This window comes from Companilactobacillus kedongensis, assembly GCF_003946625.1.
Lineage (GTDB): Bacteria > Bacillota > Bacilli > Lactobacillales > Lactobacillaceae > Companilactobacillus > Companilactobacillus kedongensis.
In genome coordinates this window covers 74906-99844 of the sequence record NZ_RHOR01000004.1, presented here as the reverse complement: position 1 = coordinate 99844, position 24939 = coordinate 74906, and the positions used below count along the sequence as shown (strand labels likewise).

Annotated in this window: 25 protein-coding genes; 6 read left to right on the top strand and 19 right to left on the bottom strand. The window is 35.6% G+C overall.

Features of this window, described 5'->3' with window-relative positions; genetic code table 11:
- Positions 1 to 46: 46 nt before the first annotated feature.
- The 3 genes from EKM60_RS04085 to EKM60_RS04075 are packed head-to-tail and all read right to left on the bottom strand — an operon-like array spanning position 47 to position 2242.
- A complete protein-coding gene (locus EKM60_RS04085; RefSeq protein WP_125712717.1) occupies positions 47 to 1045 on the bottom strand; it encodes a D-2-hydroxyacid dehydrogenase in 999 nt (332 codons plus the stop codon).
- A 21-nt stretch (positions 1046 to 1066) separates the two neighbouring features.
- Complete coding sequence (locus tag EKM60_RS04080; RefSeq protein WP_125712715.1) at positions 1067 to 1813, bottom strand: LrgB family protein; 747 nt, start codon at positions 1811 to 1813, stop codon at positions 1067 to 1069.
- Between the two features lie 3 nt (positions 1814 to 1816).
- Entirely contained in the window at positions 1817 to 2242 is a 426-nt protein-coding gene (locus EKM60_RS04075; protein WP_125712713.1) for a CidA/LrgA family protein, read from the bottom strand.
- 708 nt (positions 2243 to 2950) lie between these two features.
- On the opposite strand from EKM60_RS04075, the gene def reads away from it, so the two are divergent.
- The 4 genes from def (at position 2951) to EKM60_RS04055 (ending at position 6544) form a co-directional block, all read left to right on the top strand.
- A complete protein-coding gene (def, locus tag EKM60_RS04070; RefSeq protein ID WP_125712711.1) occupies positions 2951 to 3511 on the top strand; it encodes a peptide deformylase in 561 nt (186 codons plus the stop codon).
- Between the two features lie 133 nt (positions 3512 to 3644).
- Complete coding sequence (locus EKM60_RS04065) at positions 3645 to 3857, top strand: DNA-directed RNA polymerase subunit epsilon (protein ID WP_125712709.1); 213 nt, start codon at positions 3645 to 3647, stop codon at positions 3855 to 3857.
- 3 nt (positions 3858 to 3860) lie between these two features.
- A complete protein-coding gene (rnjA, locus tag EKM60_RS04060; RefSeq protein ID WP_125712707.1) occupies positions 3861 to 5549 on the top strand; it encodes a ribonuclease J1 in 1689 nt (562 codons plus the stop codon).
- Between the two features lie 44 nt (positions 5550 to 5593).
- The gene (locus tag EKM60_RS04055) at positions 5594 to 6544 is read left to right on the top strand and encodes a diacylglycerol/lipid kinase family protein (protein ID WP_125712705.1); all 951 of its coding nucleotides are present in this window, start codon (positions 5594 to 5596) and stop codon (positions 6542 to 6544) included.
- A gap of 51 nt (positions 6545 to 6595) precedes the next feature.
- Here the strand turns inward: EKM60_RS04055 and EKM60_RS04050 are convergent, their stop codons facing one another.
- From EKM60_RS04050 to EKM60_RS04040, 3 genes are read right to left on the bottom strand one after another with little or no spacing between them, the layout of a single operon-like run.
- Positions 6596 to 7408 (bottom strand): PTS system mannose/fructose/sorbose family transporter subunit IID, encoded by an 813-nt coding sequence (locus tag EKM60_RS04050; RefSeq protein ID WP_125712703.1) that lies wholly within the window; start codon positions 7406 to 7408, stop codon positions 6596 to 6598.
- Positions 7383 to 8183 (bottom strand): PTS mannose/fructose/sorbose/N-acetylgalactosamine transporter subunit IIC, encoded by an 801-nt coding sequence (locus tag EKM60_RS04045; protein ID WP_125712701.1) that lies wholly within the window; start codon positions 8181 to 8183, stop codon positions 7383 to 7385. The genes EKM60_RS04050 and EKM60_RS04045 overlap by 26 nt, the downstream gene beginning before the upstream one ends.
- A 2-nt stretch (positions 8184 to 8185) precedes the next feature.
- Entirely contained in the window at positions 8186 to 9103 is a 918-nt protein-coding gene (locus EKM60_RS04040) for a PTS mannose/fructose/sorbose transporter subunit IIAB (RefSeq protein WP_125712699.1), read from the bottom strand.
- A 217-nt stretch (positions 9104 to 9320) separates the two neighbouring features.
- Between EKM60_RS04040 and EKM60_RS04035 the strand changes: the two genes are divergently transcribed.
- On the top strand, positions 9321 to 10556 hold the full coding sequence (locus EKM60_RS04035) for an alpha-L-fucosidase (protein WP_125712696.1): 1236 nt from the start codon (positions 9321 to 9323) through the stop codon (positions 10554 to 10556).
- A gap of 16 nt (positions 10557 to 10572) precedes the next feature.
- A complete protein-coding gene (locus tag EKM60_RS04030) occupies positions 10573 to 11298 on the top strand; it encodes a GntR family transcriptional regulator (protein ID WP_125712694.1) in 726 nt (241 codons plus the stop codon).
- A 180-nt stretch (positions 11299 to 11478) separates the two neighbouring features.
- Here the strand turns inward: EKM60_RS04030 and EKM60_RS04025 are convergent, their stop codons facing one another.
- From EKM60_RS04025 to ileS, 13 genes are all read right to left on the bottom strand, one after another.
- Positions 11479 to 11988, bottom strand: coding sequence for a DUF2892 domain-containing protein (locus tag EKM60_RS04025; protein ID WP_125712692.1), 510 nt, complete (start codon positions 11986 to 11988; stop codon positions 11479 to 11481).
- 96 nt (positions 11989 to 12084) lie between these two features.
- Positions 12085 to 14475 (bottom strand): SF1B family DNA helicase RecD2, encoded by a 2391-nt coding sequence (gene recD2 / locus EKM60_RS04020; protein WP_125712690.1) that lies wholly within the window; start codon positions 14473 to 14475, stop codon positions 12085 to 12087.
- Entirely contained in the window at positions 14462 to 15130 is a 669-nt protein-coding gene (locus tag EKM60_RS04015; RefSeq protein ID WP_125712688.1) for a tetratricopeptide repeat protein, read from the bottom strand. Before EKM60_RS04015 ends, recD2 begins: the two co-directional genes overlap by 14 nt.
- Positions 15131 to 15138: 8 nt before the next feature.
- Entirely contained in the window at positions 15139 to 15792 is a 654-nt protein-coding gene (locus EKM60_RS04010; RefSeq protein ID WP_164508314.1) for a histidine phosphatase family protein, read from the bottom strand.
- Between the two features lie 406 nt (positions 15793 to 16198).
- Entirely contained in the window at positions 16199 to 17317 is a 1119-nt protein-coding gene (gene mnmA / locus EKM60_RS04005) for a tRNA 2-thiouridine(34) synthase MnmA (protein WP_125712684.1), read from the bottom strand.
- Between the two features lie 11 nt (positions 17318 to 17328).
- Complete coding sequence (locus EKM60_RS04000; RefSeq protein ID WP_125712682.1) at positions 17329 to 17664, bottom strand: hypothetical protein; 336 nt, start codon at positions 17662 to 17664, stop codon at positions 17329 to 17331.
- A 47-nt stretch (positions 17665 to 17711) separates the two neighbouring features.
- Entirely contained in the window at positions 17712 to 18860 is a 1149-nt protein-coding gene (locus EKM60_RS03995) for a cysteine desulfurase family protein (RefSeq protein WP_125712680.1), read from the bottom strand.
- Positions 18861 to 18874: 14 nt separating this feature from the next.
- Entirely contained in the window at positions 18875 to 19564 is a 690-nt protein-coding gene (locus EKM60_RS03990; protein WP_125712678.1) for a 5'-methylthioadenosine/adenosylhomocysteine nucleosidase, read from the bottom strand.
- A gap of 14 nt (positions 19565 to 19578) precedes the next feature.
- Positions 19579 to 19872, bottom strand: coding sequence for a hypothetical protein (locus EKM60_RS03985; protein WP_225426995.1), 294 nt, complete (start codon positions 19870 to 19872; stop codon positions 19579 to 19581).
- On the bottom strand, positions 19862 to 20425 hold the full coding sequence (locus tag EKM60_RS03980; protein ID WP_125712676.1) for an NUDIX hydrolase: 564 nt from the start codon (positions 20423 to 20425) through the stop codon (positions 19862 to 19864). Before EKM60_RS03980 ends, EKM60_RS03985 begins: the two co-directional genes overlap by 11 nt.
- On the bottom strand, positions 20418 to 21839 hold the full coding sequence (locus EKM60_RS03975; protein WP_125712674.1) for an MFS transporter: 1422 nt from the start codon (positions 21837 to 21839) through the stop codon (positions 20418 to 20420). Before EKM60_RS03975 ends, EKM60_RS03980 begins: the two co-directional genes overlap by 8 nt.
- A 43-nt stretch (positions 21840 to 21882) precedes the next feature.
- Positions 21883 to 22110, bottom strand: a complete 228-nt coding sequence (locus tag EKM60_RS03970) for a cold-shock protein (protein WP_125712672.1) — start codon at positions 22108 to 22110, stop codon at positions 21883 to 21885.
- 3 nt (positions 22111 to 22113) lie between these two features.
- Complete coding sequence (ileS, locus tag EKM60_RS03965; RefSeq protein ID WP_125712670.1) at positions 22114 to 24894, bottom strand: isoleucine--tRNA ligase; 2781 nt, start codon at positions 24892 to 24894, stop codon at positions 22114 to 22116.
- Between the last annotated feature and the right edge of the window lie 45 nt (positions 24895 to 24939).

Below are 24939 nucleotides of genomic sequence, written 5' to 3'. Positions count from 1 at the left end.
CGCTTTCAATAAAAAATTTCCGGTTAAATCTTTGTGAATTAATTAACTATTTTCCTAGTTTAATTTCATTTTTAGAGGTACCATTTTGAAGTTCTTCTACCATAGAATCTAGTGAAATTGTAGCCATGTTCTTTACTGCCCTAGTAGTGTAAAAGGCAATATGAGGTGTGATGATAAATTTAGGATGTTTGATCATTGCTTCTAGTAGGTCATCATTAAGTTCACTATTGGAAAGGTCGCTGTTGAAAATACCAACCTCGTTTTCGTAAACATCAAGAACAGATCCGGCTAATTTACCGCTTTCTACTGCATCATAGAGGTCTTTTGTCTTGATCAAATCTCCACGTCCAGTATTGACAACAATGGCACCGTCTTTCATTTCTGAAATAGTATCCTTATTGATGACAGTATTGCCCTTACCAAGACTAGGTAAATGAAGCGTTACAACATCTGAATTCTTTAGGAGTTCGTCAAGGCTATCAACGTACATGCCTTGCTCCTCGAGTTCTGAATTGTGAAATTTATCATAAGCAATAACTTTTGCCCCAAAACCTTGATAAATTTTAATTGCGGCACGACCAATTCTTCCGGTACCAGCAACACCAACAGTAAGAGAATTTAGTTCTCTACCGATATCTGGTGCCCATCTGAAGTCATGGTTATCTACTTTTCTAATCATAGATTTCATACTTCTTAGTAATGCCATCAATCCTGTTACCGAATACTCGGCAATAGCTTCTGGGGAATAGCTTGGAACATTTGTAAGTCTAATATCGTTTTTTATAAGTGCATCAATAGGTAAATTATCTGTCCCGACATTTCTCAATGAAATAACATGAATACCATATTCATTCATCTTGTCGAAAATAATTGGATCATATGGGAGTTGTTGATATGCCACAACACCATCGAATCCTTTAGCAGCTTCAATAGTTTCTGCAGTTAAAAGGTCAGAAACGATTTCAACTTCAATATCGTTTTCTTTTGACCAATCCTTTATATATTGCATTTCATCTTCTCTTACACCGTAGTCAATAAGCTTCATAACAATCTCCTTAGAAAAAAATTATTTTAAACCAATCAATCGTGCAAATAATGGAACAACAATATTGGTTACAATTCCCACGACAATGACGGCAATTGACGCCATTGCTCCTTCTATGGAACCAAGCTTAACAGCTTTGGCCGAACCGATCGTATGTCCAGAAGTACCTAAACCTAATCCAATACCAATAGGGTCAGTATCAAGTTTCAACCATTTAACAAGCTGATCCCCTATCGCTAATACAATCACCGAATTTAAAATTACCGTCATAGCAGTAATAGCTGGTATACCGCCAATACTAGTTGAAAGTGGTAAAGCAATGGCGGTTGTTGCTGATTGTGGTAATAATGAAGCAATTTCAGAATCACTCAAATTGAGAGCTCTGCACATTAAGTAAATAATGACCAAACTGATGAATAAACCTACTATTAAAGATAGTAGTATTTCGACCCAATAATCTTTGACAATATCATTTCGTTTATATAGTGGAACTGCAAAAGATATTGTAGCTGGTCCTAAGAACCAGAATAATAAATTGGCGCCGATGAAGTTGTCTTTACCTCCATGCCAAAAAGCATCATATATTACAGTAGAAGAAACTCCCATCGTTTGTTCTAAAATCCATAGTACAAAAATGCCTAAAATCATTCCGACGAACAGTGGTTGAAATAAGAAAAAATTATTAAACCTGTTAAATAAGTAGAGCCCAATTAAATAAACTGCCACTGAAACAAATATTCCAAAGAATGTATTATTGATAAACTGCATATATCATGCCCTCCTGTTTCTAATTTTTTTACTAATAGAAATAAAAAGTCTCGCAGTAAAGGTTACAGTTATCAATAATATTATCGTCGAAGCGATAATCGCAATGATTAAAGTAATTCCATCCTCCTTAATTAGATCCAAACTTTTGTACATCTGAATACCAGATGGGACAAAGAAAACTCCGATAATCCCGATCAAAAAGCCAGATAGCTTTTCAACCTGGTGTAATTTAACTACATGTGTCGTTAAAAGAACGTATAGGATTATCAAACCCCAGACTGGCACTGGTACTGGAAATGCTTTCGGCATTATCACAGATAAAATATTGGATACAAACAATACCGCAGCAAAAATCCCGAGCTGAATTATTACGGGAGAAGCATCTTTTTGCTCCTCCTCGACAATCCGTTCTTTCTCAGTTTTGTTCATAAGTATATTCCCCTTTAGTTCTGCTGAAAACGGTTACATCGGTGTGCGAGCTAATCTTATCACGATTCTTCAAGCTGTGGCAACTAAGTTCATTTACTCACATTTGACAGCTTAAAAGTGAAAGTTTTTTTAAAATATGATTAAGTACCTTTTATATCAGTCATCCAAAAATCTTTATCTAGTTATTTGATTCACAATTATCATTTTTTTGTTCAATATTAATAATAAAATAAAAAAATTATTTTTTATTGTCATTACGTCCATGTGTCAGACAACTATTTTTCGAATTGATAACCATCATTAGTCGTGTCTATAAAACAAATATCGTCAAGGGATCATCGATGCTATTGAAATTAAGGGTAATTCATCAATAATTCACTGTCAGAACATTCTATAAACATTTCACGAGTACTTTTGACGGTGCTCTCTTACAATTAATTAAAAAACAGCTATCAAAAATTTCCTTTCTGAAAGTTTTAAAGTAAAACCCCAAAAATTATTTTTGAGAATATGACACCTTTCTCCACAAGAAAAACTGTCTCACAAATAAACTTCCTATTAAAGGTGTAAAGAAACGTCTTAACTAATAGAATTCAGTCTGATAAAGTAATTTTGTAAAGTAATTTAAGTTATATTTCATTTTTTAACGTAAAATAATTTATAATAGAAGTACTGATATAACTCAAATCTAAATATCTGGAGGAAATTATGTATTTAATGAAAGACATCGTTCGCGATGGTGACCCTGTATTAAGAAAAGTATCTCAAAAAGTCGAATTCCCATTGAGTGATGAAGACAAGAAACTAGCTGCTGACATGATGGAATATCTGATCAACAGTCAAGATGAAAAAATTGCCGAAAAGCATCAGTTACGTGCCGGTGTCGGTTTAGCTGCTCCTCAAGTTGGCGTTTCTAAAATGATGGCATCAGTTTTGGTGCCTGCAGAAGATGGATCTGACAAACCACAACTTAAAATCACCTTGATAAACCCTGTTATCGTCAGAAATTCAGTACAAAATGCCGCTCTATCTGAAGGTGAAGGTTGCCTCTCTGTTGACAAAGATGTACCTGGATTCGTACCTCGTTCAGATCGGATTACGATCAAATATGATGACTTCGATGGAAATTCTCAAACACTTCGTGTTAGAGATTACCCTGCGATTGTTTGCCAACATGAAATCGATCATTTAAACGGACATTTATACTACGACAAGATCGACAAAAAAGAACCATTCGAACTCGATCCAAGTACTGTAGTAATCTCGTAGAACAGCGCTAAGTATACTTGAAACTGGTTCTATGTTACACTGGTGTCATCTGTATTATTGCACGTTTAATGGACAAGAAATTAATAAACGAAGCTGACCTGTTTCGTTAATAAACATTAAAGGAGAAACCAATTTGATTTATAAAGTTTTATATCAAGAAAGCGAACTAGATAACCCCCGTCGTGAATTTACTAAGTCACTATACATGAATGCTGACTCAAGTATCGAGGTTCGTGAAACAGTAGAAAAAAATACAAAGTACCATATCGAATTCATTCAGGAGCTTGACGAAAAACACTTGGAATACGAGCAAAAAGACCCTTCATACAAGCTCACGGAGTTTTAGTTAATGTCGTTTAAAGTTAAAAATAACGAAGTTGCTGTTTTTGCCATCGGGGGCCTTGGCGAAATCGGTAAAAATATGTACGGTGTTCAATATCAGGATGAATTGATCGTTATTGATGCCGGAATTAAGTTTCCAGAAGATGAACTGTTAGGAATTGACTATGTTATTTCTGATTACAGCTATCTCGTTCAAAACCAAGACAAAATTAAGGGACTATTTATTACCCATGGTCATGAAGATCATATTGGTGGTATTCCCTTCTTACTTCAAAAGTTACCTAACATTCCTATATACGCCGGTCCATTAGCCTGTGCTTTAATAAAAGGTAAACTTGAAGAACATGGTTTGCTCAGAACTACTAAAATGTATCCCATTGAAGAAGATACTGTTATTAAATTTCCAAAAACTAGTGTTTCATTCTTCAGAACAACTCACTCTATCCCTGATACTTTAGGTGTTGCAGTTCAAACGCCCCAAGGTACTATCGTAGAAACTGGTGACTTTAAGTTCGACCTTACACCAGTAGCTGGATTGCCTGCTCCAAACTTACAAAAAATGGCAAAGTTGGGATCAGATGGAGTTTTATGTCTACTATCTGATAGTACAAATGCTGAAATACCAACATTTTCAAAATCTGAAAGATCAGTTGGACTAACAATTCACCAAATATTTGAAACAATTGAAGGAAGGATCATCTTTGCTACCTTTGCTTCTAATATTTATCGTGTATCGCAAGCGGTTGACGCTGCCATGCAACAAGGTCGAAAAATTGCTGTATTTGGCCGAAGTATGGAATCGGCAATTGCCAATGGTCGCGAATTAGGCTATTTAAATATTCCTGATGATATGATCATCGACCCACATGAATTGAACAAAACTCCAGCAAATGAAACTTTGATCCTTTGTACAGGATCACAAGGTGAACCATTAGCTGCTTTAAGTAGAATTGCTAATGGTACACATAGACAGATCAGTATTCAACCTGGTGATACGGTTATTTTCTCAAGTAACCCTATTCCTGGTAACACAATTAGTGTCAATCACTTGATCAACCAACTTTCTGAAGCTGGTGCAGAGGTTATCCATGGTAAAGTAAACAACATCCATGCTTCTGGTCATGGTGGTCAAACTGAACAGGAATTAATGCTTCGATTAATGAAGCCTAAATTCTTTATGCCAATTCACGGTGAATACAGAATGTTGAAGATCCATACTGAATTAGCTGCTTTATGTGATGTGCCAATGGACCACTCTTTCCTACTAGAAAATGGCGATGTTTTAGCATTAACTAAAGATTCAGCTCATGTCGCTGGACACATCCCTGCTGGAGACGTTTATGTTGACGGCAAAGGTGTCGGCGATATTGGTAATGTAGTTATCCATGATCGACAAGTACTTTCTGAAGAAGGTATGGTTGTAGTAGTTGCTACTATTGACTATCAAAAACATATTGTACTTGCTGGACCTGACATTCTATCACGTGGATTTGTTTATATGCGTGAATCAGGCGAGTTGATCAATCAAGCTCAAAAACGTGTCTTCCATTTAATTAAAAGTGCCTTTGATAATGAGGAAAAAGTTACTGAAGCATCATTGAAACGAATTATAATTGAAGGATTGCAAGAATTTCTATACAAACGTACAGCCAGAAATCCTGTGATTTTACCAATGATAATTTCCACTTCTATCTAAGCAGATCAATTTGATCTGCTTTTTTATTTTTTAAGGGGTTTATTATGACGAAAATTAACAAACTGGAAATAATTTTAAATCGCAAAGCTGGTAATGGTGAATCATTACGAATATGGAAAACTATCAAACACTTTCTTAAAAAGAATGATATTGACTTTCAAATTCACACCACCCAAAAAAATGGTGATGGTGTCAGAATTGCTCAAGAACTTGCAGACCATTTGGAAGTAAATACTAAGATACTAGTACTCGGTGGTGATGGAACTCTTAATCAGTCTGTCAATGGTGTTAAGAATTCCAAGAATCCTAACACGCCATTAGCCTATATTCCAGCCGGATCTGGCAATGACTTTAGTCGTGGTATTAAACTGCATCATATTAAGCCTCTGATTTTATTACAAGATATTTTATCGATGGAAAATCCACGTTTAATTGATATCGGTAAAGCTACTTTTCCTAAACAGACAAAGTATTTTGTAAATAATATTGGCATTGGACTTGACGCTAACACGGTCTATACGACCAATCACTCTAAGAGAAAAGACTTTCTAAATAAGATGAAATTGGGCACTTTAGCCTACGTTTCAAGTTTAGTGAAAGTAATCAAAGAACAAGGTGCTTTTCCATTAACAGTGATAACCGACGATGGTATCAAAAAATTCGATCAAGCCTATATTGTTTCAGCAACTAATCATCCCTATTTTGGTGGTGGTGTGGCGATCGATCCTCTGGCGACCCCTTTTGATGGCAAGCTTGATCTAGTCGTTGTCAATAAGATCACGGGAATGACCTTTGTTAAACTTTTCAGCAAACTATTAACCAATGGATCACATTTACAAGATGAAAATGTCTGGCACACACAAACCAAGTCGTTTACTTTGAGTAGTTTACATGACGAATATGGTCAAATGGATGGCGAGGAATTAAAACCACAAGAATTTGAAATAAACTTTGAAGTTTCATCACATCCTTTCTGGTTACCAATTGAAAAATAGTAAAAAAGATAGTCGATACTTATTAAAAAGTATCGACTATCTTTTTTTCTGTTATTTACTCAAAATTCCAAAACCACCAAGAATGATTCCACCTATTAGTACACAGACGATCAAACGTGTTGAATTCATCTTTTTCTTTCCTAATAACCAATAGCAAAGTGCAACTAATAGTACTGGAACTAGTGATGGCATGATTTGATTCAATACAGATTGAGCCTTCAAAGTAACTTTACCACTTTGGAAGACTAAGGGAACTTTGGCGGAAACAACTGTAGGTATCAAGGCTCCTACAACTGTTACACCAAGAAGGATGGCTGCGTCGGTGATACGGTTTAGTTTATCACCGGCGGCATAAATCAACTTTTCACCTTGGGCATAACCCAAAGGTAACAAAGTAAATCTCAAGAACAATACTGCGAAGTTTACGAGTAACCAGATAATAGCACCGATCGGATTACCCTTTAACCCCATATAAGCACCAATGGAACCAAAGATAGTTGGCAAAATAACCCCAACAATCGTATCACCAACACCAGCAAATGGTCCCATTAAACCAGTCTTTAAACCAGCAACGGTATCTTTAGCTTTGGTACCTTCCTTTTCCTCAATAGCCATATCCATGCCGACAATGAAACCACCGACATAGGCATTGGTATTGAAGAATTGGTTATGTGTCTTCATCATTTCAATCAAATCATCATCATCTGGATATAATTTTTTCAATGTTGGTAACATCGTATAAAGATATCCAGTTGACATCATTCTTTCATAATTCCAACAGATCTGACTGGACCAAAGCCAGCGCCAATTTGCTTTAAAAAGATCTTTCTTCGTGATCTTAGTTTTCGTATTCGCCGAGTTCATTTTCCACGCCTCCATCGTCTTGAGATTGTGATTTATTATTATCGCTATTATCATTTTGCTTGTAGTACATGATGGCTAATGCGAGGCCAAGTAGTGCAACACCTAACATTGGCATCTTCAAGTATGCTGCAGCAATAAATCCAACGATCAAATATGCGATAAATTTCTTCGTAGGTAAGAATCTCAACAGAATTGCAATACCGACGACTGGTAAAATTCCACCAGCGACATTTAAGCCATTTGAGAGCCATTGTGGCATCCATTCAACAATCTTCGAAACCACATTATTACCAACGATCAACATAATGAAAACAGGTACAGCTCTTGATAATCCCCATGGAAATACACCGTAAACAATATTTCTGGCAACATTTTTTGTATCACCCTCGGCGATATGTTTATCAACTCGATGTAAGAAGAACGTATTGATGAAACGTGCTAAAACATCAAGTTGAACCATTAAAAGTCCAACTGGAACAGCTAATCCAATCGCAAAATCAATACCCTTTCCAGTCATTACAGCATATGCTGTACCAATAATGGCACCAGTCATAAAGTCCGGCATACTGGCACCACCATATGTACCAACACCTAAAACCATCAATTGTAACGTGGCACCGACGACTAAACCTGTTTTAATATCGCTCATAATTATTCCGGCAACGAACCCGATCAATAATGGATAATTGCATAAAATACCAACGGTGATCTGATCAATGATCATCCAGAAGGCTAAGGCTGTTAATAATAGTATTTGCCACCAAACTATTGTCATGATTATTTACGCCCCTTTTTCAATAAATTCATAAATTCCTGTTTATTATCATTTGGTACCATTTGATGATAAAGATCAACATTTTGATTAGATAGATATTCAAATACGGTTTCATCTGAATCCGTTACAGCAACACTTTTGGCAATTTGACGGGCATTTTCTGACATCGACATATTACCAACATTGATCGATTCAATTTTTACACCTTGTTCAACCAATTCTTGTAAGACTTTGGGATCTCTAACTAAAATAAAGACTCTTTGTCCTTGATATTTTTTATCCTTTAATCTCTTTGCAGCACCCTGACTAGTCAGGATACTTAGATGTACGCCTCTGGGAACGGCCGTTTTCAAGGTCATCTTTTGTACGTCGCTCTTTACAATTTCATTATCAATAACCATGATCCTAGTTGCATTGAGCTTTCTAGTCCACATTGTTGCGACTTGACCATGGATCAAACGTGCGTCAACTCTGACATTAACAATTGGGTCTTTAGTTGAAGTTGCATCAACCTCTGGATTATTGATCTCACTAGTTTCTTGTTTCTTAGCAATTTCCTTTTGAGGATCGATTTCAGTTAAAACTTCCCGATTTTCTTTAAGTGCTTCCTCGATAGGAGTTCCCGTTGCTATTGTCAAAACTAAACTCAATGATAATCCTGCGAATACTCGTACATCATCATGTTCTGATTTAAACAGAATTGCCGAATTTGCTGGAGTACCATTCTTAATATCAGTAATTATGTTGAATGTATCCGACGTGTTACTACTATATAGTTTGTCATACTCACTCACCATATCATTCACACCCATAGGATCATGGAAAGAGATCGTTGCAAAATCAGTTAATTCTCCTGTGATCATTTCACAGCTCTTCAAAGTCTCTTTAGCATAATTACCATGACTTGATAATACGTACATTGCTTCTCACCACCATCTAAATTATTTACTTAGTACATTAACCTATTTCGGGATAAGTCTAACACATTAGGTAAACGATTACAATAAATCTTAAAATTCATTTAAGTCCTGGTATAAAGGTCTTTACCATTTTCCTTACTACTTGAATTAGTATATCTTAATGTGTTAACTTAATGATGATAAGATTGAGTGAATTACTCAACTAAGGAGGATCAACATGAACGTTCCTTTAAAAAGAATCAAAAATTACGAAGATTTAGGATTAGGACTATTCATTCACTGGGGTCTATATTCACAATTAAGCCAAGGTGAATGGACTGAATTTATCCATGGTATCAATAAAGAAAAATATGAAAAATTAGCTGATACTTTTTCCGCTAAAGATTTTGATGCAGAAAAAATCGTTCAACAGGCTAAATCTATGGGTGCAAAATATATCGTCCTAACTGCCAAACACCATGAAGGATTTTTCCTCTATGATAGTCAAGGATTAAGCAATTTTGATGCCATACATAGTTTGGCCAAACGAGATCTCATCAAAGAGTTTGTTGACGCTTGTCATAAATACGACATTAAACCTTTCTTATATATGGCAACTTATGACTGGCACAATCCTCTATACGAAAATGACTTTAATAAATATCTGGAATATTTACGTAAGTCGGTTGAAATACTTTCCAAGAATTACGGCTCGATCGGTGGATTCTGGTTTGATGGTAACTGGAATAAAAAAGATGCCGACTGGCATCTGGACGATCTTTATGGAACCATTCGTAAATATCAACCTGATGCTATGATCATAAATAACACTGGTCTTAAAAACCGTGGTAAAATCATTAATCCCGAAATTGACGCGGTTACTTACGAACGTGGTACACCGGACTCAATCAATCATGGTGATGATGGACAAAAATACGTTGCTGGGGAGATTTCATTGACTTTAAACCAACACTGGGGTTTTGCCAAATCAGATATCAACTTTAAATCACCTCGTGAAGTTATCGAAACGATTTGCCATGCCAGAGATATCGGTGCTAATATTCTGATAAATATCGGATTAACTGGAACTGGGGAGATTCCTATCATTTCCAAAGAATATATGAAATTTATCGGACTTTGGATGGATCATAATAGCCAAGCTATTTATGAAGCACGCCCCACTGATATTAAATCAGGTTACCAAATGAAAGATTTTGCACTTTCAGATGGTAAAAATACATATCTCTTCATTTTCGATCTAAAAATCGTTGGTAATAGCAACGTCGTTTTAGGTGGTGAAGGTGTCAATCCACGTTCATTTACTGGTATTAATAAAAAAGCAAAGAAAATTTCCTGGTTAGATAACAAAGAAAAGTTAAGTTTCACCCAAAACAATGATATGCTAACTATTGATGCAACTGGTTTTAAGTATGGAACTGACTTAATTGTCCGCGTGGCAAAAGTTGAATTCTAAACAGGGAGGAATTTAATTGCTCACACCTAAATATCAAGAAATTATCGAAATTTTAACTGACGAGCTTAACCATGGTTCATTCAACCAAGGTGACAAATTTTACAGTGAATCTGATATCTGTAAACGTTTTGAAGTCAGTTCTACCACAGCTGTAAAGGTCCTCAACGACTTGCAGCAAAATAATAAAGTTACCCGGATCAAGGGTAAGGGTACTTTTGTCGCCAAAGAAAACCATCGTAGTGTTGTCCTATTGACTGACCTAAATATGTCAAACGGTAATACTGAAGGTGTAAAAGTTCTTTCAGCCCAAGAAAACAATCAAAAAAATATCCAAGAGATCCTAAAAATCGATTCCAAATCTCAATACTTCGAGATCAAACGTCTACGTTATATTGGTGATGAAGTGGTTCAATATACCGTTAACTACATCAATTCCCAATATATTTCAAAAGAAGCTTTGATCGATCTGCATAACTTCGACTCCGTTTACCAGCGGATACGTGAAGATTCGGGAATCGATCCTTACAAACTACCATATTCACAAAGAACAACAGTTGAGATGCTTGATGATGAAAGTATTCTAAATTATTTCAATCACAAACAATATCCAGTATTTATGTATCAGAGAAGAAAAACTTATTTACCCAATGTTAAAGGTACCATTCTTGAATATGCCTTTACTTATAAAGATCCCGCCTATTGGGGTTATCAAACAGATTCCGTTTTTGGGAGTAATATTTAAGATTTGCCGTCTCCAAGTATGAGAAAATTTACCTGCTGTTCCGCACAACTGGTAAATATTCACATATTTTCCAACTCATTTAAAATGATTTATATAGTTACAAAAAAGAAGTTGTACCACGCCTTTAGGATTAGGTGTGATGCAACTTCTTTTTGTTAAATTAAAAAAACAATCACTTTTTTATTTATTATTAATTGCGTCAGTAATTTTGTTTGCTCCATGTGACACATTTCTATCATCTTGATACTTACCTAAAGCTTGAATTACTTGTTCTTCTAATTCTTGTGCATGACTTGCTTCAAAGAAAGGTAAGTAAACTTTCTTTTCAATACCTGAACGTTCATATGAAAAAACGGTTAATATTCCACTTCCGCCAATACCTACTCCAATTAGAACTAAAATCAAGGCCATCAAAACCGAATTGCTAAATGTGAACAATCCCCCAAGAATAAGTAGTGCTCCTAAGAACAATCTACCGATCTTATATTCTGATGAAGTATAAACATTAGATAGATTATCTAATGGTGATGTGTCCTTTTGTTTACCTGCAGGAATTAGACCAAACAAAACTGTGTTTTGAATGTTAACGTGCAAAAAGTTTCTATCAACAAAGATATTTCCCTTAACCCACGGTGCAACAAGACTTACTGAAAAGTCTTGATTTGGACTCAATCTATTACTCTCAACCATATTAAAAAATCCCCCTATAATTAACTATAACTTTTTTAGTATAAGTCTTGTATAAAGGAATTGTCAATGTAAATAAAAGTATTTCCATATTTTGTATTAATTTACTGTTTCGCGATCATTAAAGTCAAACGGTGTGATATTTTCCATCCCAATCATCGGATCTATGGAATTGTTCATGACCATGTCTAACGTCAAACGATAGTCTGGTTCAACTATATCTTCCGATTCCTCTTCAACTTTTTCTTCTGGTGTATCTTTAATTTTAAAGGCGGTGAATAGTCGTTTCTTCAGCGTAGTATTTCTTTCTGCCGATTCATCAGTTATCGAGCGTTCAAAAGCACTTCTATTACCTACCATGATAAGTAGACGCTTAGAACGTGTAATCGCCGTGTACAGTAAATTACGGCGTAACATACGTGATTCTTCGTTAACTAACGGTAGAATAACCATTTCAAACTCAGAGCCTTGCGCTTTATGAATCGAAGTACAGTATGCCAAAGCAATATTGGTCCAGTCTTTACGATCAAGAGTAACTTCATTTCCATCAAAATCAATTACCAATTGATCCACATGATCGGCACTTTCCTTGGACAAAATTATCCCAATAATTTTACCGATTTCACCATTGAAAACATTATCTTCCGGAGTATTGACCAAATAAACTACTTTATCATTGATACGATAATGGATATTTCCCATTAGAACTTCTTTACGTTTTTCAGCCATGGGATTAACTACATCTTGAATCGTTGAATTAAGATTATCGATCCCAGCAACACCACGATACATCGGAGCTAAAACTTGTACATCAGCTATATCGAATCCACGTTCACTCGACTTACTAACGATTTGTGATAAAACTTCCGGTACATTTCTACTTGTACATTCGATAAAACTACGATCGGAACGATTTTGGAAAACCTCATCAGCTACTCTTCCCTCATTAATATCATGGGCAAGCTGAATAATTGTTGAATCCTCATCTTGTCTATGAATGTCCTTTAGAATAACGGTCGAGAATATTTGACTATTGATCAAATCAGAGAATATTTGACCTGGTCCAACTGAGGGCAACTGATCTTTATCTCCAACAAGCACAACCTGTGTCCCTGGTTGAACGGCATCAATCAGTGTCTTAAATAACTTAGTATCAACCATCGACATCTCATCAATGATCAACAATTTACAATTAAGAGTCGGCTCCGCAAATTCATCATCTTCGGTTCCTGTCAATCCTAACAAACGATGGATCGTCATAGCCGGTAAGCCAGTTGCTTCACCCATATGTTTAGCCGCTCGACCCGTGGGTGCTGCCAAAGCAATCGAATAATCTTCAGAAGCAGGATCAAGTGTTTCATCATTTAGCTTTGCATAAGCTGCAACGATTCCGTTGATAATTGTTGTCTTACCAGTACCAGGACCACCAGTCAATAGAAATACCGAGTGAGTCAGTGATTGCTTGATAGCTTTTTCTTGTGATGGATCATACTCAACTTTGAATGATTTTTCGATCTTTCTTAATTCTTTGGAAAAAGCCTTGTCACTCCATTCAACACCTTTATAAGTGTCGGTAATCATTTTCAAAGATTGTGAAATTGACCATTCAGCTTCATACAGTGACTTTTCATAAACTTTGCCTTCTTCAGACATCAAGACGCCGTCGTTGACTAATGATTTCAATCCATCGGCAATTTTTGTCTTTAATTCATCAAGATTATTATCTGAACGTAGAATTGCTATGGCACGTTTAAATAAATCATCCTGTTCGATCAAAGTATCGCCAGTTGAATTATTCAATACTGTTACCAATTGAATCAAAGCTCCTTTGATTCTTCGAGGATCATCAAGTGGAATATTTAAATTCTTGGCCAATTCGTCAGCTCGCTTAAAACCGACACCCTTGACATCAGTCACTAATCGATACGGATCTTCAGTTATTTTTTCTAAAGTATTTACTCCATATTTTTGATAGATTCGGGCACTCAAAGTGTTACCAAATCCAAAGTTGCTCAACTGATATAATACTTGTTCAGTTTGATGATTTTTAGATATTTGTTCCACAATCAAGTTAGTTTTTTCTTCACCCAATTTTAGAAAATCCAATGCATTAGGATCTTGCAAAATCTTGTCGATAGCATTTTCACCTAATGTATCAACAATTTTCTCAGCCTTCTTCTTACCAATACCCGGAAACTCATCACTAGAAAAAAAACTGATCAATTCTTTTTTGCCACTAGGCCGGCTATGCTGATAAGTATCAGCCTGAAATTGCTTGCCATATTTAGGATGGTCAACCATGCGACCTTCAAATTTATACTCTTCTTCTTCTGAAATATTGCCAAAACTACCGGTTACGACAATATCAGTGCCGTCCCAATCAGTATTAGTCTTTTTTATTTTGATCGTAAAAATTTTGAATAGATTTTCTGGATTCTCAAAAAAAATAGCTTTGACAGTACCAACAAAATATTCTTTATCGTCTGCCATTGCTATCTCCTGTTTCAGTTAAATATTTTTGTAAATTAGATAATTTCTTTTCATTTTCAGCAAAATATTTAGGATCAATTTTTTTTGATTGCTCCAAATATGTTTGATAATTTTCTTTTAAATTCATCGCGCATAAAGCTGAATTAAAATAATACTTTGCTTTAGGCTTTAATGAAATTGCATCTTGATAATATTTTTTGGCTTCAGAGAAATTACCGTTAGCTAATAATAAATCAGCCATTAATTCAACTGATGCGAGATCTTTAGGATTTTTTTCAACGGCAGTCAATGCATAAACGATGGCCATTTGCTTTTTACCTTGTTCATCAAGAGTTTTAGCTTCCATAAAGTAAGCTTCAAATCCGTAATCATCTTGAATCAATTTAGAAAAAATCTCACTAGCTTTGTCATATTTATTTGCTAAAAAGTAAACATTCCCTAAATTATAGCGAATATCTTTATTCTCATCAAAAAGGGCCAAAGACTTTGTTAAAAGTTCCTCAGCTTGTTCCAGATCACCAGCCTCAACCAAATAAGCTGATAACTGTAAAATCTTATCTAGTTGATGATGATCACGATTTAATTCATTGACGATTTCTTTAATGGCAGCTTCTTTATCGCCATTTTTAAATAATTTTTCTGCTTTCTTATCCATTTAATACCTCAAATAGTATCGGTACTTTCCAACTTCTTGTGTAAGTATCCTGTTTCATTCCATTTAATAAGTTTGAATTCATCATTACTATATTGTAAATGTGTCAGACTTGTATTAGATAAACCGCCATCTTTTCTAATATCAGCGATCTTAGTTCCCAATAACGATTGAATCAAAGTTACCAAAGCGGCCCCATGACTGACGATTACAATAGATGCATTTTCATCATTCTCTGAAACAATTTTTTTAACTGCGGCAGTTGTACGTTTAGCTACTTCTTCAAAAGATTCACCTTTAATACGATCTGAATCATAATCGATCGGTTCATATCTAAATGCGTGAATAACCTCTGGCATCTCTTTTTCCAATTTAACAAACTTTTGACCTTCCATAATGCCAAGGTCAAATTCCCTCAAACCATCTACAACAGTCAAAGTAACTGTTTGATTCATATCTGAAATCAAAGTTTCAGCAGTTGTTTTGGCACGTGGCAATGGACTTGTATATGCATTAGCGATATTAACATCATTCAACCTTTTGGCTAATAATTTAATATCTTCCATACTTTCTGGTAATAGTGGCGAATCACCGTGACCGCCTTGATATTTTCCCTCTAAATTCCATTCGGTCTTTCCATGTCTGACAAAGTACAATTCCATAATTTATTCACCTTACAAAGTTAATTAATTACTATTATGATGATTTTTAAGGTTATTTTCAAGTTACAGGTGTATTTTCCACCTACGATAAAGAGCAAAATTGTGTCTGCAATGGGACCGATTCAAGTCAAAGTCTTGAATCTCGATTTTGAGTTTTGCTTACGCAAATTTCAGAATCGTTCATAGAGTTAAGAACAGAGGACCACTGTTCAACTCCATTATCACTGGATCTCCGGCTATATTGCATAAGAGATTATATAGTAATACTTTTTCATTCAAAATAAAAAAAGCCCCCTAAGTATACAAATCTGTATAACCTAAGGGACACTTTATATTCAACTAAAAACTAGCATAAAACACTGACATGCCTTATTTAAACACATTTACAATAAGTAAACCTCTGCGCTTACTAGATATATTGTAGCTTCTTAGATGCCATGTAAGCTGCATCAATTGTAGCTCCACCAAGACACTCCTCACCATCATAGAAGACAACTTCTTGTCCAGGTGTAATAGCACGTACTGGATTGTCAAAATCAACAGTTACCTTACCATCATCTAAAACATGAACAGTAACACCTGTATCTTGTTGACGATATCTAAACTTGGCTGTGCAGTGGAACTCATCACCATAATCTAAACCTGTGATAAATGACAAGTCTGATGCATCCAAATGATCTGCATAAAGTCTTGGATTATCATATCCTTGGTCTACATAAAGAATGTTCTTAGACATATCCTTACCAACAACGAACCATGGCTCGTTTGACTTACCATTTCCGCCAATTCCAAGTCCTGATCTTTGACCAATTGTATAATACATCAAACCAGCATGCTTACCCTTAACTTCACCATCTGGTGTCATCATTGTTCCAGCTTGGGCTGGCAAAAACTCACCAAGGAACTTTCTGAAGTTTCTCTCACCGATGAAACATACACCAGTAGAATCCTTCTTTTTAGCAGTTGAAAGTCCAGCCTCTTCAGCAATACGACGAACCTCAGACTTTTGCATTCCACCGATTGGGAACAAAGCCTTTTGTAGTTGATGCTGTTGTACAGTACTTAGGAAATAAGTCTGATCCTTGTTAGCATCTCCACCACGAAGTAAATGTACAACACCGTTATCATCACGGAACGATTGTGCATAGTGACCCATAGCAATGTAATCGGCATTTAACTTCTCAGCATAATCTAAGAAAGCCTTGAACTTAACTTCCTTATTACACATAACATCAGGGTTAGGTGTTCTACCTTTACGATATTCAGCCAAGAAATATTGGAATACACGATCCCAGTACTCCTTCTCAAAGTTAACTGAGTAGTAAGGAATACCAATCTTGTTGGCAACCTTTGCTACATCCTCATAATCCTCTGTGGCAGTACATACTCCAGAATCATCTGTATCGTCCCAATTTTTCATGAAGACACCGATAACCTCATATCCTTGTTGTTTTAACAAAAGAGCACTAACTGATGAGTCCACTCCTCCACTCATTCCAACAACGACGCGCTTTTTTGCATTATCCATATTAAAAACCTCTATCTCTTAACTAAAATGTTTTTTTCTATTAAAAAGTTCATTAAATATCTGAAATCTTCAACTTCTTGAGCCGTGTTCTTTGATTTAAAAATATTTAAATTATGTAGACCACTTTTATCCGTTGTAGCCATTTTAAGATTATCAAAATCTTTGTTGATGGTAATCTTCAAGACATAACGAGCATCATATGGTGAATTACCATTAATTGGACGTTCAAGGCGGAAATTACCTTGTTTAGTTTCTTGAAAACCAACATCTAATAGTGCGTATTTTTTAATTTCAGGATTGATTTCATAGAAATCTTTATCACCTAAAACTTGTACTTTTGTACTCATAGTAAAAACCCCCTAAGCTTAGTTAAATTAATTTTGAAGAAATTTAACTAATTAGTCAAGTCTTTAACAATTGAAACTAATTTATTAGAAAAATTAGTAATTTCTTCAGCTGTATTATCTTTACCAAAGCTGATTCTGATCGAATCATCAATTTTAGGGCTATCTTTACCGTACATAGCGACAAGAACATGCGAAGGTTCAAGACTCCCAGCGGTACATGCAGAACCACCAGAAACGGCGAAATATTCCAGATCCAATCTAGTTAACAATACGCCACGATTTATCCCTGGCAGATAGAGATTAAAGACGTGATTCAAGGCATTGATGTCCTTTGGACCATTGACCTCAAATTTAATATTATTATCTTTTAAAATTTCTTGAATCTGTTGTTTGAAACCAAAATAACGTTCACGACGGGCAGTTTTAACTTCAGGAGTAATCAATTCTACCGCTTTAGCAAAACCTGCAATAGCTGGAACGTTCTCAGTCCCGGCACGACGTTTCGTTTCTTGGTCGCCTCCCTTAATAAAGGAAGGAATATCGATCTTTTCATTAATATAAAGGAAACCGATAAACTTCGGACCATTAATTTTATGAGCAGATGTTGACATCATATCTATGTGTTGATCTTTAACATCGATAGTTTCTTGACCATAAGCCTGAACGGCATCAGTATGGAAAAATGCTTGATGATCTTTTAACAATTCACCAATTTCTTTAATGGGGTTTCGTGAACCTACTTCATTATTTCCGTACATGATCGAAACTAAAATAGTATCATCTGTTAAAGCATCTTTCACTTGATCGACTGTAACTTCACCACGTTCATTGGGCATCAAATAAGTGATCTTAAAGCCTAATGACTCCAAATACTTCATTGGTTTAAGAATAGCTTCATGCTCAATAGCCGTAGTAATAATATGTTTACCTAGATTTTGACGTGATAAAGCAGTTTCAATAACTGCAGTATTGTCACTTTCAGTACCACCACTTGTAAAAACAATTTCTGAATCTTTAGCATTGATACTTTGGGCAATTGTATGACGACTTTCATCTAACACTTTGCGTGCTTGACGACCAAAATAATTAGTTGCCGATGCATTCCCAAAATTATCTGCCATTTGTTCAGAAATAACATCAACGACTTCTTTAGCCATTGGTGTCGTGGCAGCATTATCCAAATAAGTAAACTCCAATTTAAAAATCCCCTCTACTCTTGATCTAAGAAGTTCAATAACATTTCAACTGACTTCTTGCCGGCTTGAATAACAAAGTCATCAAAGTTGACACTTGCATCTTCATCACCAACATCACTCATTGAACGAATAACAACGAATGGTGTCTTAAATTGCGTACATACTTGTGCTACAGCTGCACCTTCCATTTCGGAAGCTAGTGCATCTGGGAACGACTTTTTAATTGTAGCAATTTTTTCTTTTCCGTCAATAAATTGGTCTCCAGTTACAATAACGCCAACATGGGAAACCAAGTTTGACTTCTTAGCAGCTTTAGCAATTTCATCAACATAGAATGAATCTGCTTCAAAGAATAATGGTTGTTCAGGCAATTGACCCATTTTGTATCCAAAACCAGTTGCGTCAGCATCGTGATAAGCCAACTTACTTGAAATCACAACATCCCCAATTTTCAAACCTTCACCGATACCACCGGCTGATCCAGTGTTAACGACAAACTCAGGTTGATAACGATCATTAATAATTGTCGCTGTCATTCCGGCTTGAACTTTACCAATGCCACTCTTAGCAAGATAAACTTGATGGTTCTTATATGAGCCAATTGTAACTTCGACTCCGGCAACTTCATCTTTAGTCACGTCACTCAGAGATTCTCTCAGTAATTTGATTTCCTCTTCCATCGGAACGATTACGCCAATTTTCATTTAACAGTTCTCCTTTATATAAAAAATAAAATTAAAAATACAATGACTATTAAGCCAAACACTGTAATAATCGCAATATTTAGCTTTTTTTTCAATTTATTTGTCTTATTTTCAAATGATTCCATTTTTTCTTGCATAATTTGATCAGGATGCGTCTGTCGATACTCTTCTTCGGCACGTTGTCTCTCTTGATCCCTTAGTTCTTGTTGTCTTCTTTCAACCTGATCAGCCGGCACTACTGAATCGTATTCAGATTTATCAGATTTAGAAAAGACACCTTTAATTTTAGATACAAGGTTATTTAGCATTTAATAACTCCCAATAAGTAATAGCATAAATTGATTTGGAGTCACAGATAACGCCGGTCTTAACTTGTTTTTTAGCTTCTTCAAGTGTCAATTTCTCAACATTTAGAAACTCATCTTGATCAAGTGGGCGCTTGAATTCAACTTCTTTTAAATTATCAGCTTTAAACATTGTTAGCTTTTCATTTGAATATCCAGGACTAGCAAAAAATGCCGTGACCTTTTCTAAGTGATCTGTTGTTAGACCCAACTCCTCATTCATTTCACGTAGAGCGACTTCTTCTAAGTCACTACCTTCGTCAGGATCAATTTTACCGGCTGGAATTTCAAGTGTCTCTTGATCTAATGGTGCACGCCATTGACGTACAAAAATCATTTTTCCATCATCTGTAAAGGGAATGATTGCCACAGCTCCATGGTGTTTAACTACTTCACGAATTGCTGGAACTCCATTAGGCAAGACAACTTGTTCAACATCAACATTAATAATTTTCCCGCCAAATACTCTCTTTTGTGCTACTACTTCTTCATAATATCTAGAATCTTCTTTATTCATTCTTTAAACCTCTTGATTTTATTAACCTAATTACTGACATCATTATAGCAACTAAACAAATTACTAACGCGAATGTCATTGTAACACGCATCCCGTCAATAAAGATATCAGGTCTATTGTCAACATATGTCGTAACTGATTTTCCATAAAAATTGCTCATTGATAAGAATAATACTGTGGTTGAAACTGATACACCAATTATCATACCCATATTACGTGCCAAAGCGTTCAATCCACCAGCAATACCCAAATCTCTTGGTTCAACTGAGCTCATGATCATCGTATTATTAGGAGCTTGGAACAATCCATTTCCTAATCCATTTAAGCCAATAAATAATAGTATAAACCAAAGACTTGTATTTACATTAAAGAATAAATATCCAATCTGGGCAATAGCAAGAATCATTAATCCGGTAATTGTCAAAAGGATCGGATTAATCTTAGCTGACATTTTACCAGAAATAGGCGCCACAATAACTTGAACAATTGGGAACATCATTAAAACATATCCAGCAATAGAAGCTTTCATACCCAAAGCATTTTCAAGATAGAATGGCGAGACCACATTGAAGAAGAAATTAGTTACAAAAATCAGAAAACCGACTACTAATCCCAATGTGAAATCATGATTCTTGAAAATCCTCAATTCAATCATTGGCTGTTCTGTATTCTTCTGAAGATGAATGAACCATAAGAACAACAGAATTGCGGCAACAAAAGCTAAAATAATATAAATGTTACCGAATCCAACTGATTGTCCGATAAAGATAGCCGCAAAGAATAATATCAAAGCCACAAAATATACTGCAAAGCCGCGATAATCAAACTTGGCAGGATTCTTAGGTTCTTTTTTCGGTAAATTCAAATATCCTAGTAACAACGCAATTGCACCAATAGGAAGATTGATCCAAAAAATATAACTCCAATGAAATTGCGACAATATTAATCCTCCGATACCGGGTCCAGCAATTGATCCTATCGAAACAAAAGATCCAATATAACCTAAAGCATAACCACGTTCTCGCAAAGGAAATGTCTGGGTGATGATACCGTTGTTAGTTGCCATCGCCATCGAAGCACCAAAAGCTTGAATAGTACGACCAAACAATAGAATTGGTAAATCAACACCAAAACCACAAACTAGCGAACCTAAGATAAATAAGATCGAACCAGTCTTAAAAACTTTTATTTTTCCGATCGAATCGGCCAGCTTACCAAATAATAGTAGAAAAATACAAATTGTCACCAAATAGATCGAAACGATCCATTCGGCCATATTCATCGGAATATTAAGATCATTACTGATCACAGGCAATGCGATATTAACAATTGAACCATCTAACGTAGCCATTAATGTAAAGATACCAACGGATACCAGTACCATCCATCTCTTTGGATTTAATTCTTCGTTCATATTCGTTCTCCCTGATAAATTATTTCAATAAAAAAAGAAAGCACTATTCAGCGCTTTCTTCATCTCGTTCAGGATCTAGTATAGTCATATTGATTGCTTGTGGTCCTTTAAAACCAGGAGCAATCTCAAACTCAACATCAAGACCTGGCTTGATAAAGAAGTCTTCACGATTCAAAACAGAATCAGCAAAGAAAAAGATATCTTCTTCTCCATTATTTACAAAACCAAATCCACGTTCATTATTAAAACGAATTATTTTTCCTTGAAACATTTATTAGCCCTCAAAACCTTCTTCAATTGTTTGAGGATATTCCTCAGTAACAATCTTAGCACATCTTGAACAGAATGTTGGGAAGTTTGAGTCACTACCGACGTCAGTCTTGATCATACGACATCTTTGACATACATCCCCATCAGCTTTTTCGACTAGAACACTGACACCTTCATACTTGTCAGCATCAGCTGGAGCAGCATCTTGACTGATTTCAAATTGAGAAACGATCAACAATTGGCCAAAGTTACTATCAATATTGTCTAAAGTAGCTTTTAATTCATCATCTGGATAAATAGTTACTTTAGCTTCTAATGACTTACCAATCAACTTGTTTGTACGAGCAACTTCAAGTGACTTCAAAACATCATCACGGAATGACATGAATTTGCTCCAATTTTCATGAATTTCAGCTTCGTCGGATAATTCTTCAGCAACTGGCAATTCAGCTAATTGAACATATTCTTCTGGTTCTTTTAGATATTCCCAAACTTGTTCCATAGTATGCGGCAAGATAGGTGTCATCAATTTAGCAATTTTAACAACTGCATCATAGATAACTGTTTGCATTGAACGACGTGAATGTGAATCCTCAGGGTCAATATAAACAACATCTTTAGCAAAGTCGAGATAGAAAGTTGACATTTCATTAGTAATGAAACGAACGACATTTTTTGTAACATCAGCAAAATCATAAACATCATATTCATCGTGCAAAGTCTTAACGAGGTCATTTAACTTAACAGCAACATACTTGTCTTCTGGACGAAGATCTTCATAAGCAACACGATTTGTCTTTGGATCAAAGTCGCTTGTATTAGCAAGCATAAATCTCATTGTATTACGGATCTTACGATATGTTTCTGAAACTTGTTTGAATGAATCAACAGATACAGCAACGTCAGAACTTGAGTCAACTGAAGCAACCCAGAGACGAATAATTTCAGCCCCAAATTGTTTTTCAATGTCAGATGGTGCAATAACATTACCAAGTGATTTACTCATCTTAACGCCGTTCTTATCAAGTGTGAAACCTTGAGAAAGAATTGCTTTATAAGGAGCAACACCAAATGCGGCAACAGATGTGATCAATAATGAGTTGAACCATCCACGATATTGATCAGAGCCTTCAAGAACTAAATCAGCTGGGAATTGTAAGTTATCACGCAACTTAGCAACACCAGCATGTGCTGTCCCAGAGTCGAACCAAACATCCATAATATCTGTTTCTTTAGTAAATTTACCATTTGGACTAGCAGGATTTGTATAACCATCTGGAAGAAGATCTTTAGCATCACGTTCAAACCAAACATTTGAACCATACTTGCCAAATAAGTCTGCTACATGATCAATAATTTCTTTAGTCATAATGGCTTCGCCATTTTCAGCGTAGAAGATTGGTAGTGGAACACCCCAGGCACGTTGTCTTGAGATTACCCAATCACCACGATCACGGATCATATTGTAAAGACGAGTTTTACCCCAATCAGGAATGAAACTTACCTTTTCAAGTTCAGCCAATAATTGTGGTCTGAATTTGTCAATTGAAGCAAACCATTGTGGTGTAGCACGGAAAATAACTGGTTTCTTTGTACGCCAGTCATGTGGATAACTGTGAGTGAAGAAACTCAACTTCAATAATGAGCCGTTTTCTGTCATACGTTCAGTGATCATCTTGTTAGCTTTATCATAGAAGACACCCTGATATTCAGGAACTTCATCAGTAAAGCAACCATGAGCATCGATTGGTGAAAAAATAGGTAACTTGTATTTCATACCGACAACAAAGTCATCAGCACCAAATCCAGGAGCTGTATGAACTAGACCAGTACCATCATCTAATGTAACGTGATTACCAAGAATAAGTAATGATTCACGGTCATAGAATGGATGTGTAGCTGTTAAGCCTTCAAGTTCACTACCCTTGAATGTCTTTAGAGTTTCAACATTTTCCCATTCAAGTGTTTCCTTCAAGAAACTGATACGTTCTTCAGCAACGACATATTTTTTACCGTCAGCCTTGATCAAAGCATAATTAAATTTAGGATTTACACAGATAGCCTCATTTGATGGCATTGTCCATGGAGTAGTTGTCCAGATAATAAATGAAGTATCCTTGTCTAATAGATCTTTACCATCACGTACTTTGAAAGCAACGAAGATCGAAGGTGATTTGATATCTTTATATTCAATTTCAGCTTCAGCCAAAGTAGATTCTGATGATGGTGACCAATAAACAGGTTTTTTACCACGATAGATATAGCCTTTATCAACCATTTCACCAAAGACTTTAACTTCTTCTTTTTCAAATTCCGGTTGATATGTGATATATGGGTGTGCCCAGTCAGCTGAAACTCCTAAACGTCTGAATCCAGCCATTTGCTTTTTGATCTCATTTTCAGCAAAATCACGACACATTTTACGGTATTCAGTCATACCGATTTCCTTACGTTTAACACCCTTCTTAGCCAATTGTTGTTCAATTGGAAGACCGTGAGTATCCCAGCCAGGAACATAAGGTGAACGGAAACCATTCATAGATTTATATCTGATGATAATATCTTTTGAGATTTTATTAAGTGCATGTCCCATATGGATATCACCATTAGCAAATGGAGGGCCATCTAACAATTCAAAAGTTGGTTTACCTTCATTTAATTTTTGGCGCTTTTCATATACTTTATTTTCGTCCCAAGCCTTTTGCCATTCTGCTTCTTTGTTTGGCAAATTACCACGCATAGGGAATTTAGTTTTACCTAAATTTAGTGTGTCTTTTACTTTCATTCTTTCACCCCTCGATTAAAATAAAAAGAACCCATCCAAATTAGG

Excerpts from the sequence above, each read along its gene's own strand:
- EKM60_RS04085 (WP_125712717.1), bottom strand. The coding sequence starts at position 1,045 with ATGAAGCTTATTGACTACGGTGTAAGAGAAGATGAAATGCAATATATA.
- EKM60_RS04080 (WP_125712715.1), bottom strand. The coding sequence starts at position 1,813 with ATGCAGTTTATCAATAATACATTCTTTGGAATATTTGTTTCAGTGGCA.
- EKM60_RS04075 (WP_125712713.1), bottom strand. The coding sequence starts at position 2,242 with ATGAACAAAACTGAGAAAGAACGGATTGTCGAGGAGGAGCAAAAAGAT.
- def (WP_125712711.1), top strand. The coding sequence starts at position 2,951 with ATGTATTTAATGAAAGACATCGTTCGCGATGGTGACCCTGTATTAAGA.
- rnjA (WP_125712707.1), top strand. The coding sequence starts at position 3,861 with ATGTCGTTTAAAGTTAAAAATAACGAAGTTGCTGTTTTTGCCATCGGG.
- EKM60_RS04055 (WP_125712705.1), top strand. The coding sequence starts at position 5,594 with ATGACGAAAATTAACAAACTGGAAATAATTTTAAATCGCAAAGCTGGT.
- EKM60_RS04050 (WP_125712703.1), bottom strand. The coding sequence starts at position 7,408 with ATGAACTCGGCGAATACGAAAACTAAGATCACGAAGAAAGATCTTTTT.
- EKM60_RS04045 (WP_125712701.1), bottom strand. The coding sequence starts at position 8,183 with ATGACAATAGTTTGGTGGCAAATACTATTATTAACAGCCTTAGCCTTC.
- EKM60_RS04040 (WP_125712699.1), bottom strand. The coding sequence starts at position 9,103 with ATGTACGTATTATCAAGTCATGGTAATTATGCTAAAGAGACTTTGAAG.
- EKM60_RS04035 (WP_125712696.1), top strand. The coding sequence starts at position 9,321 with ATGAACGTTCCTTTAAAAAGAATCAAAAATTACGAAGATTTAGGATTA.
- EKM60_RS04025 (WP_125712692.1), bottom strand. The coding sequence starts at position 11,988 with ATGGTTGAGAGTAATAGATTGAGTCCAAATCAAGACTTTTCAGTAAGT.
- recD2 (WP_125712690.1), bottom strand. The coding sequence starts at position 14,475 with ATGGCAGACGATAAAGAATATTTTGTTGGTACTGTCAAAGCTATTTTT.
- EKM60_RS04015 (WP_125712688.1), bottom strand. The coding sequence starts at position 15,130 with ATGGATAAGAAAGCAGAAAAATTATTTAAAAATGGCGATAAAGAAGCT.
- mnmA (WP_125712684.1), bottom strand. The coding sequence starts at position 17,317 with ATGGATAATGCAAAAAAGCGCGTCGTTGTTGGAATGAGTGGAGGAGTG.
- EKM60_RS04000 (WP_125712682.1), bottom strand. The coding sequence starts at position 17,664 with ATGAGTACAAAAGTACAAGTTTTAGGTGATAAAGATTTCTATGAAATC.
- EKM60_RS03990 (WP_125712678.1), bottom strand. The coding sequence starts at position 19,564 with ATGAAAATTGGCGTAATCGTTCCGATGGAAGAGGAAATCAAATTACTG.
- EKM60_RS03985 (WP_225426995.1), bottom strand. The coding sequence starts at position 19,872 with ATGCTAAATAACCTTGTATCTAAAATTAAAGGTGTCTTTTCTAAATCT.
- EKM60_RS03980 (WP_125712676.1), bottom strand. The coding sequence starts at position 20,425 with ATGAATAAAGAAGATTCTAGATATTATGAAGAAGTAGTAGCACAAAAG.
- EKM60_RS03975 (WP_125712674.1), bottom strand. The coding sequence starts at position 21,839 with ATGAACGAAGAATTAAATCCAAAGAGATGGATGGTACTGGTATCCGTT.
- EKM60_RS03970 (WP_125712672.1), bottom strand. The coding sequence starts at position 22,110 with ATGTTTCAAGGAAAAATAATTCGTTTTAATAATGAACGTGGATTTGGT.
- ileS (WP_125712670.1), bottom strand. The coding sequence starts at position 24,894 with ATGAAAGTAAAAGACACACTAAATTTAGGTAAAACTAAATTCCCTATG.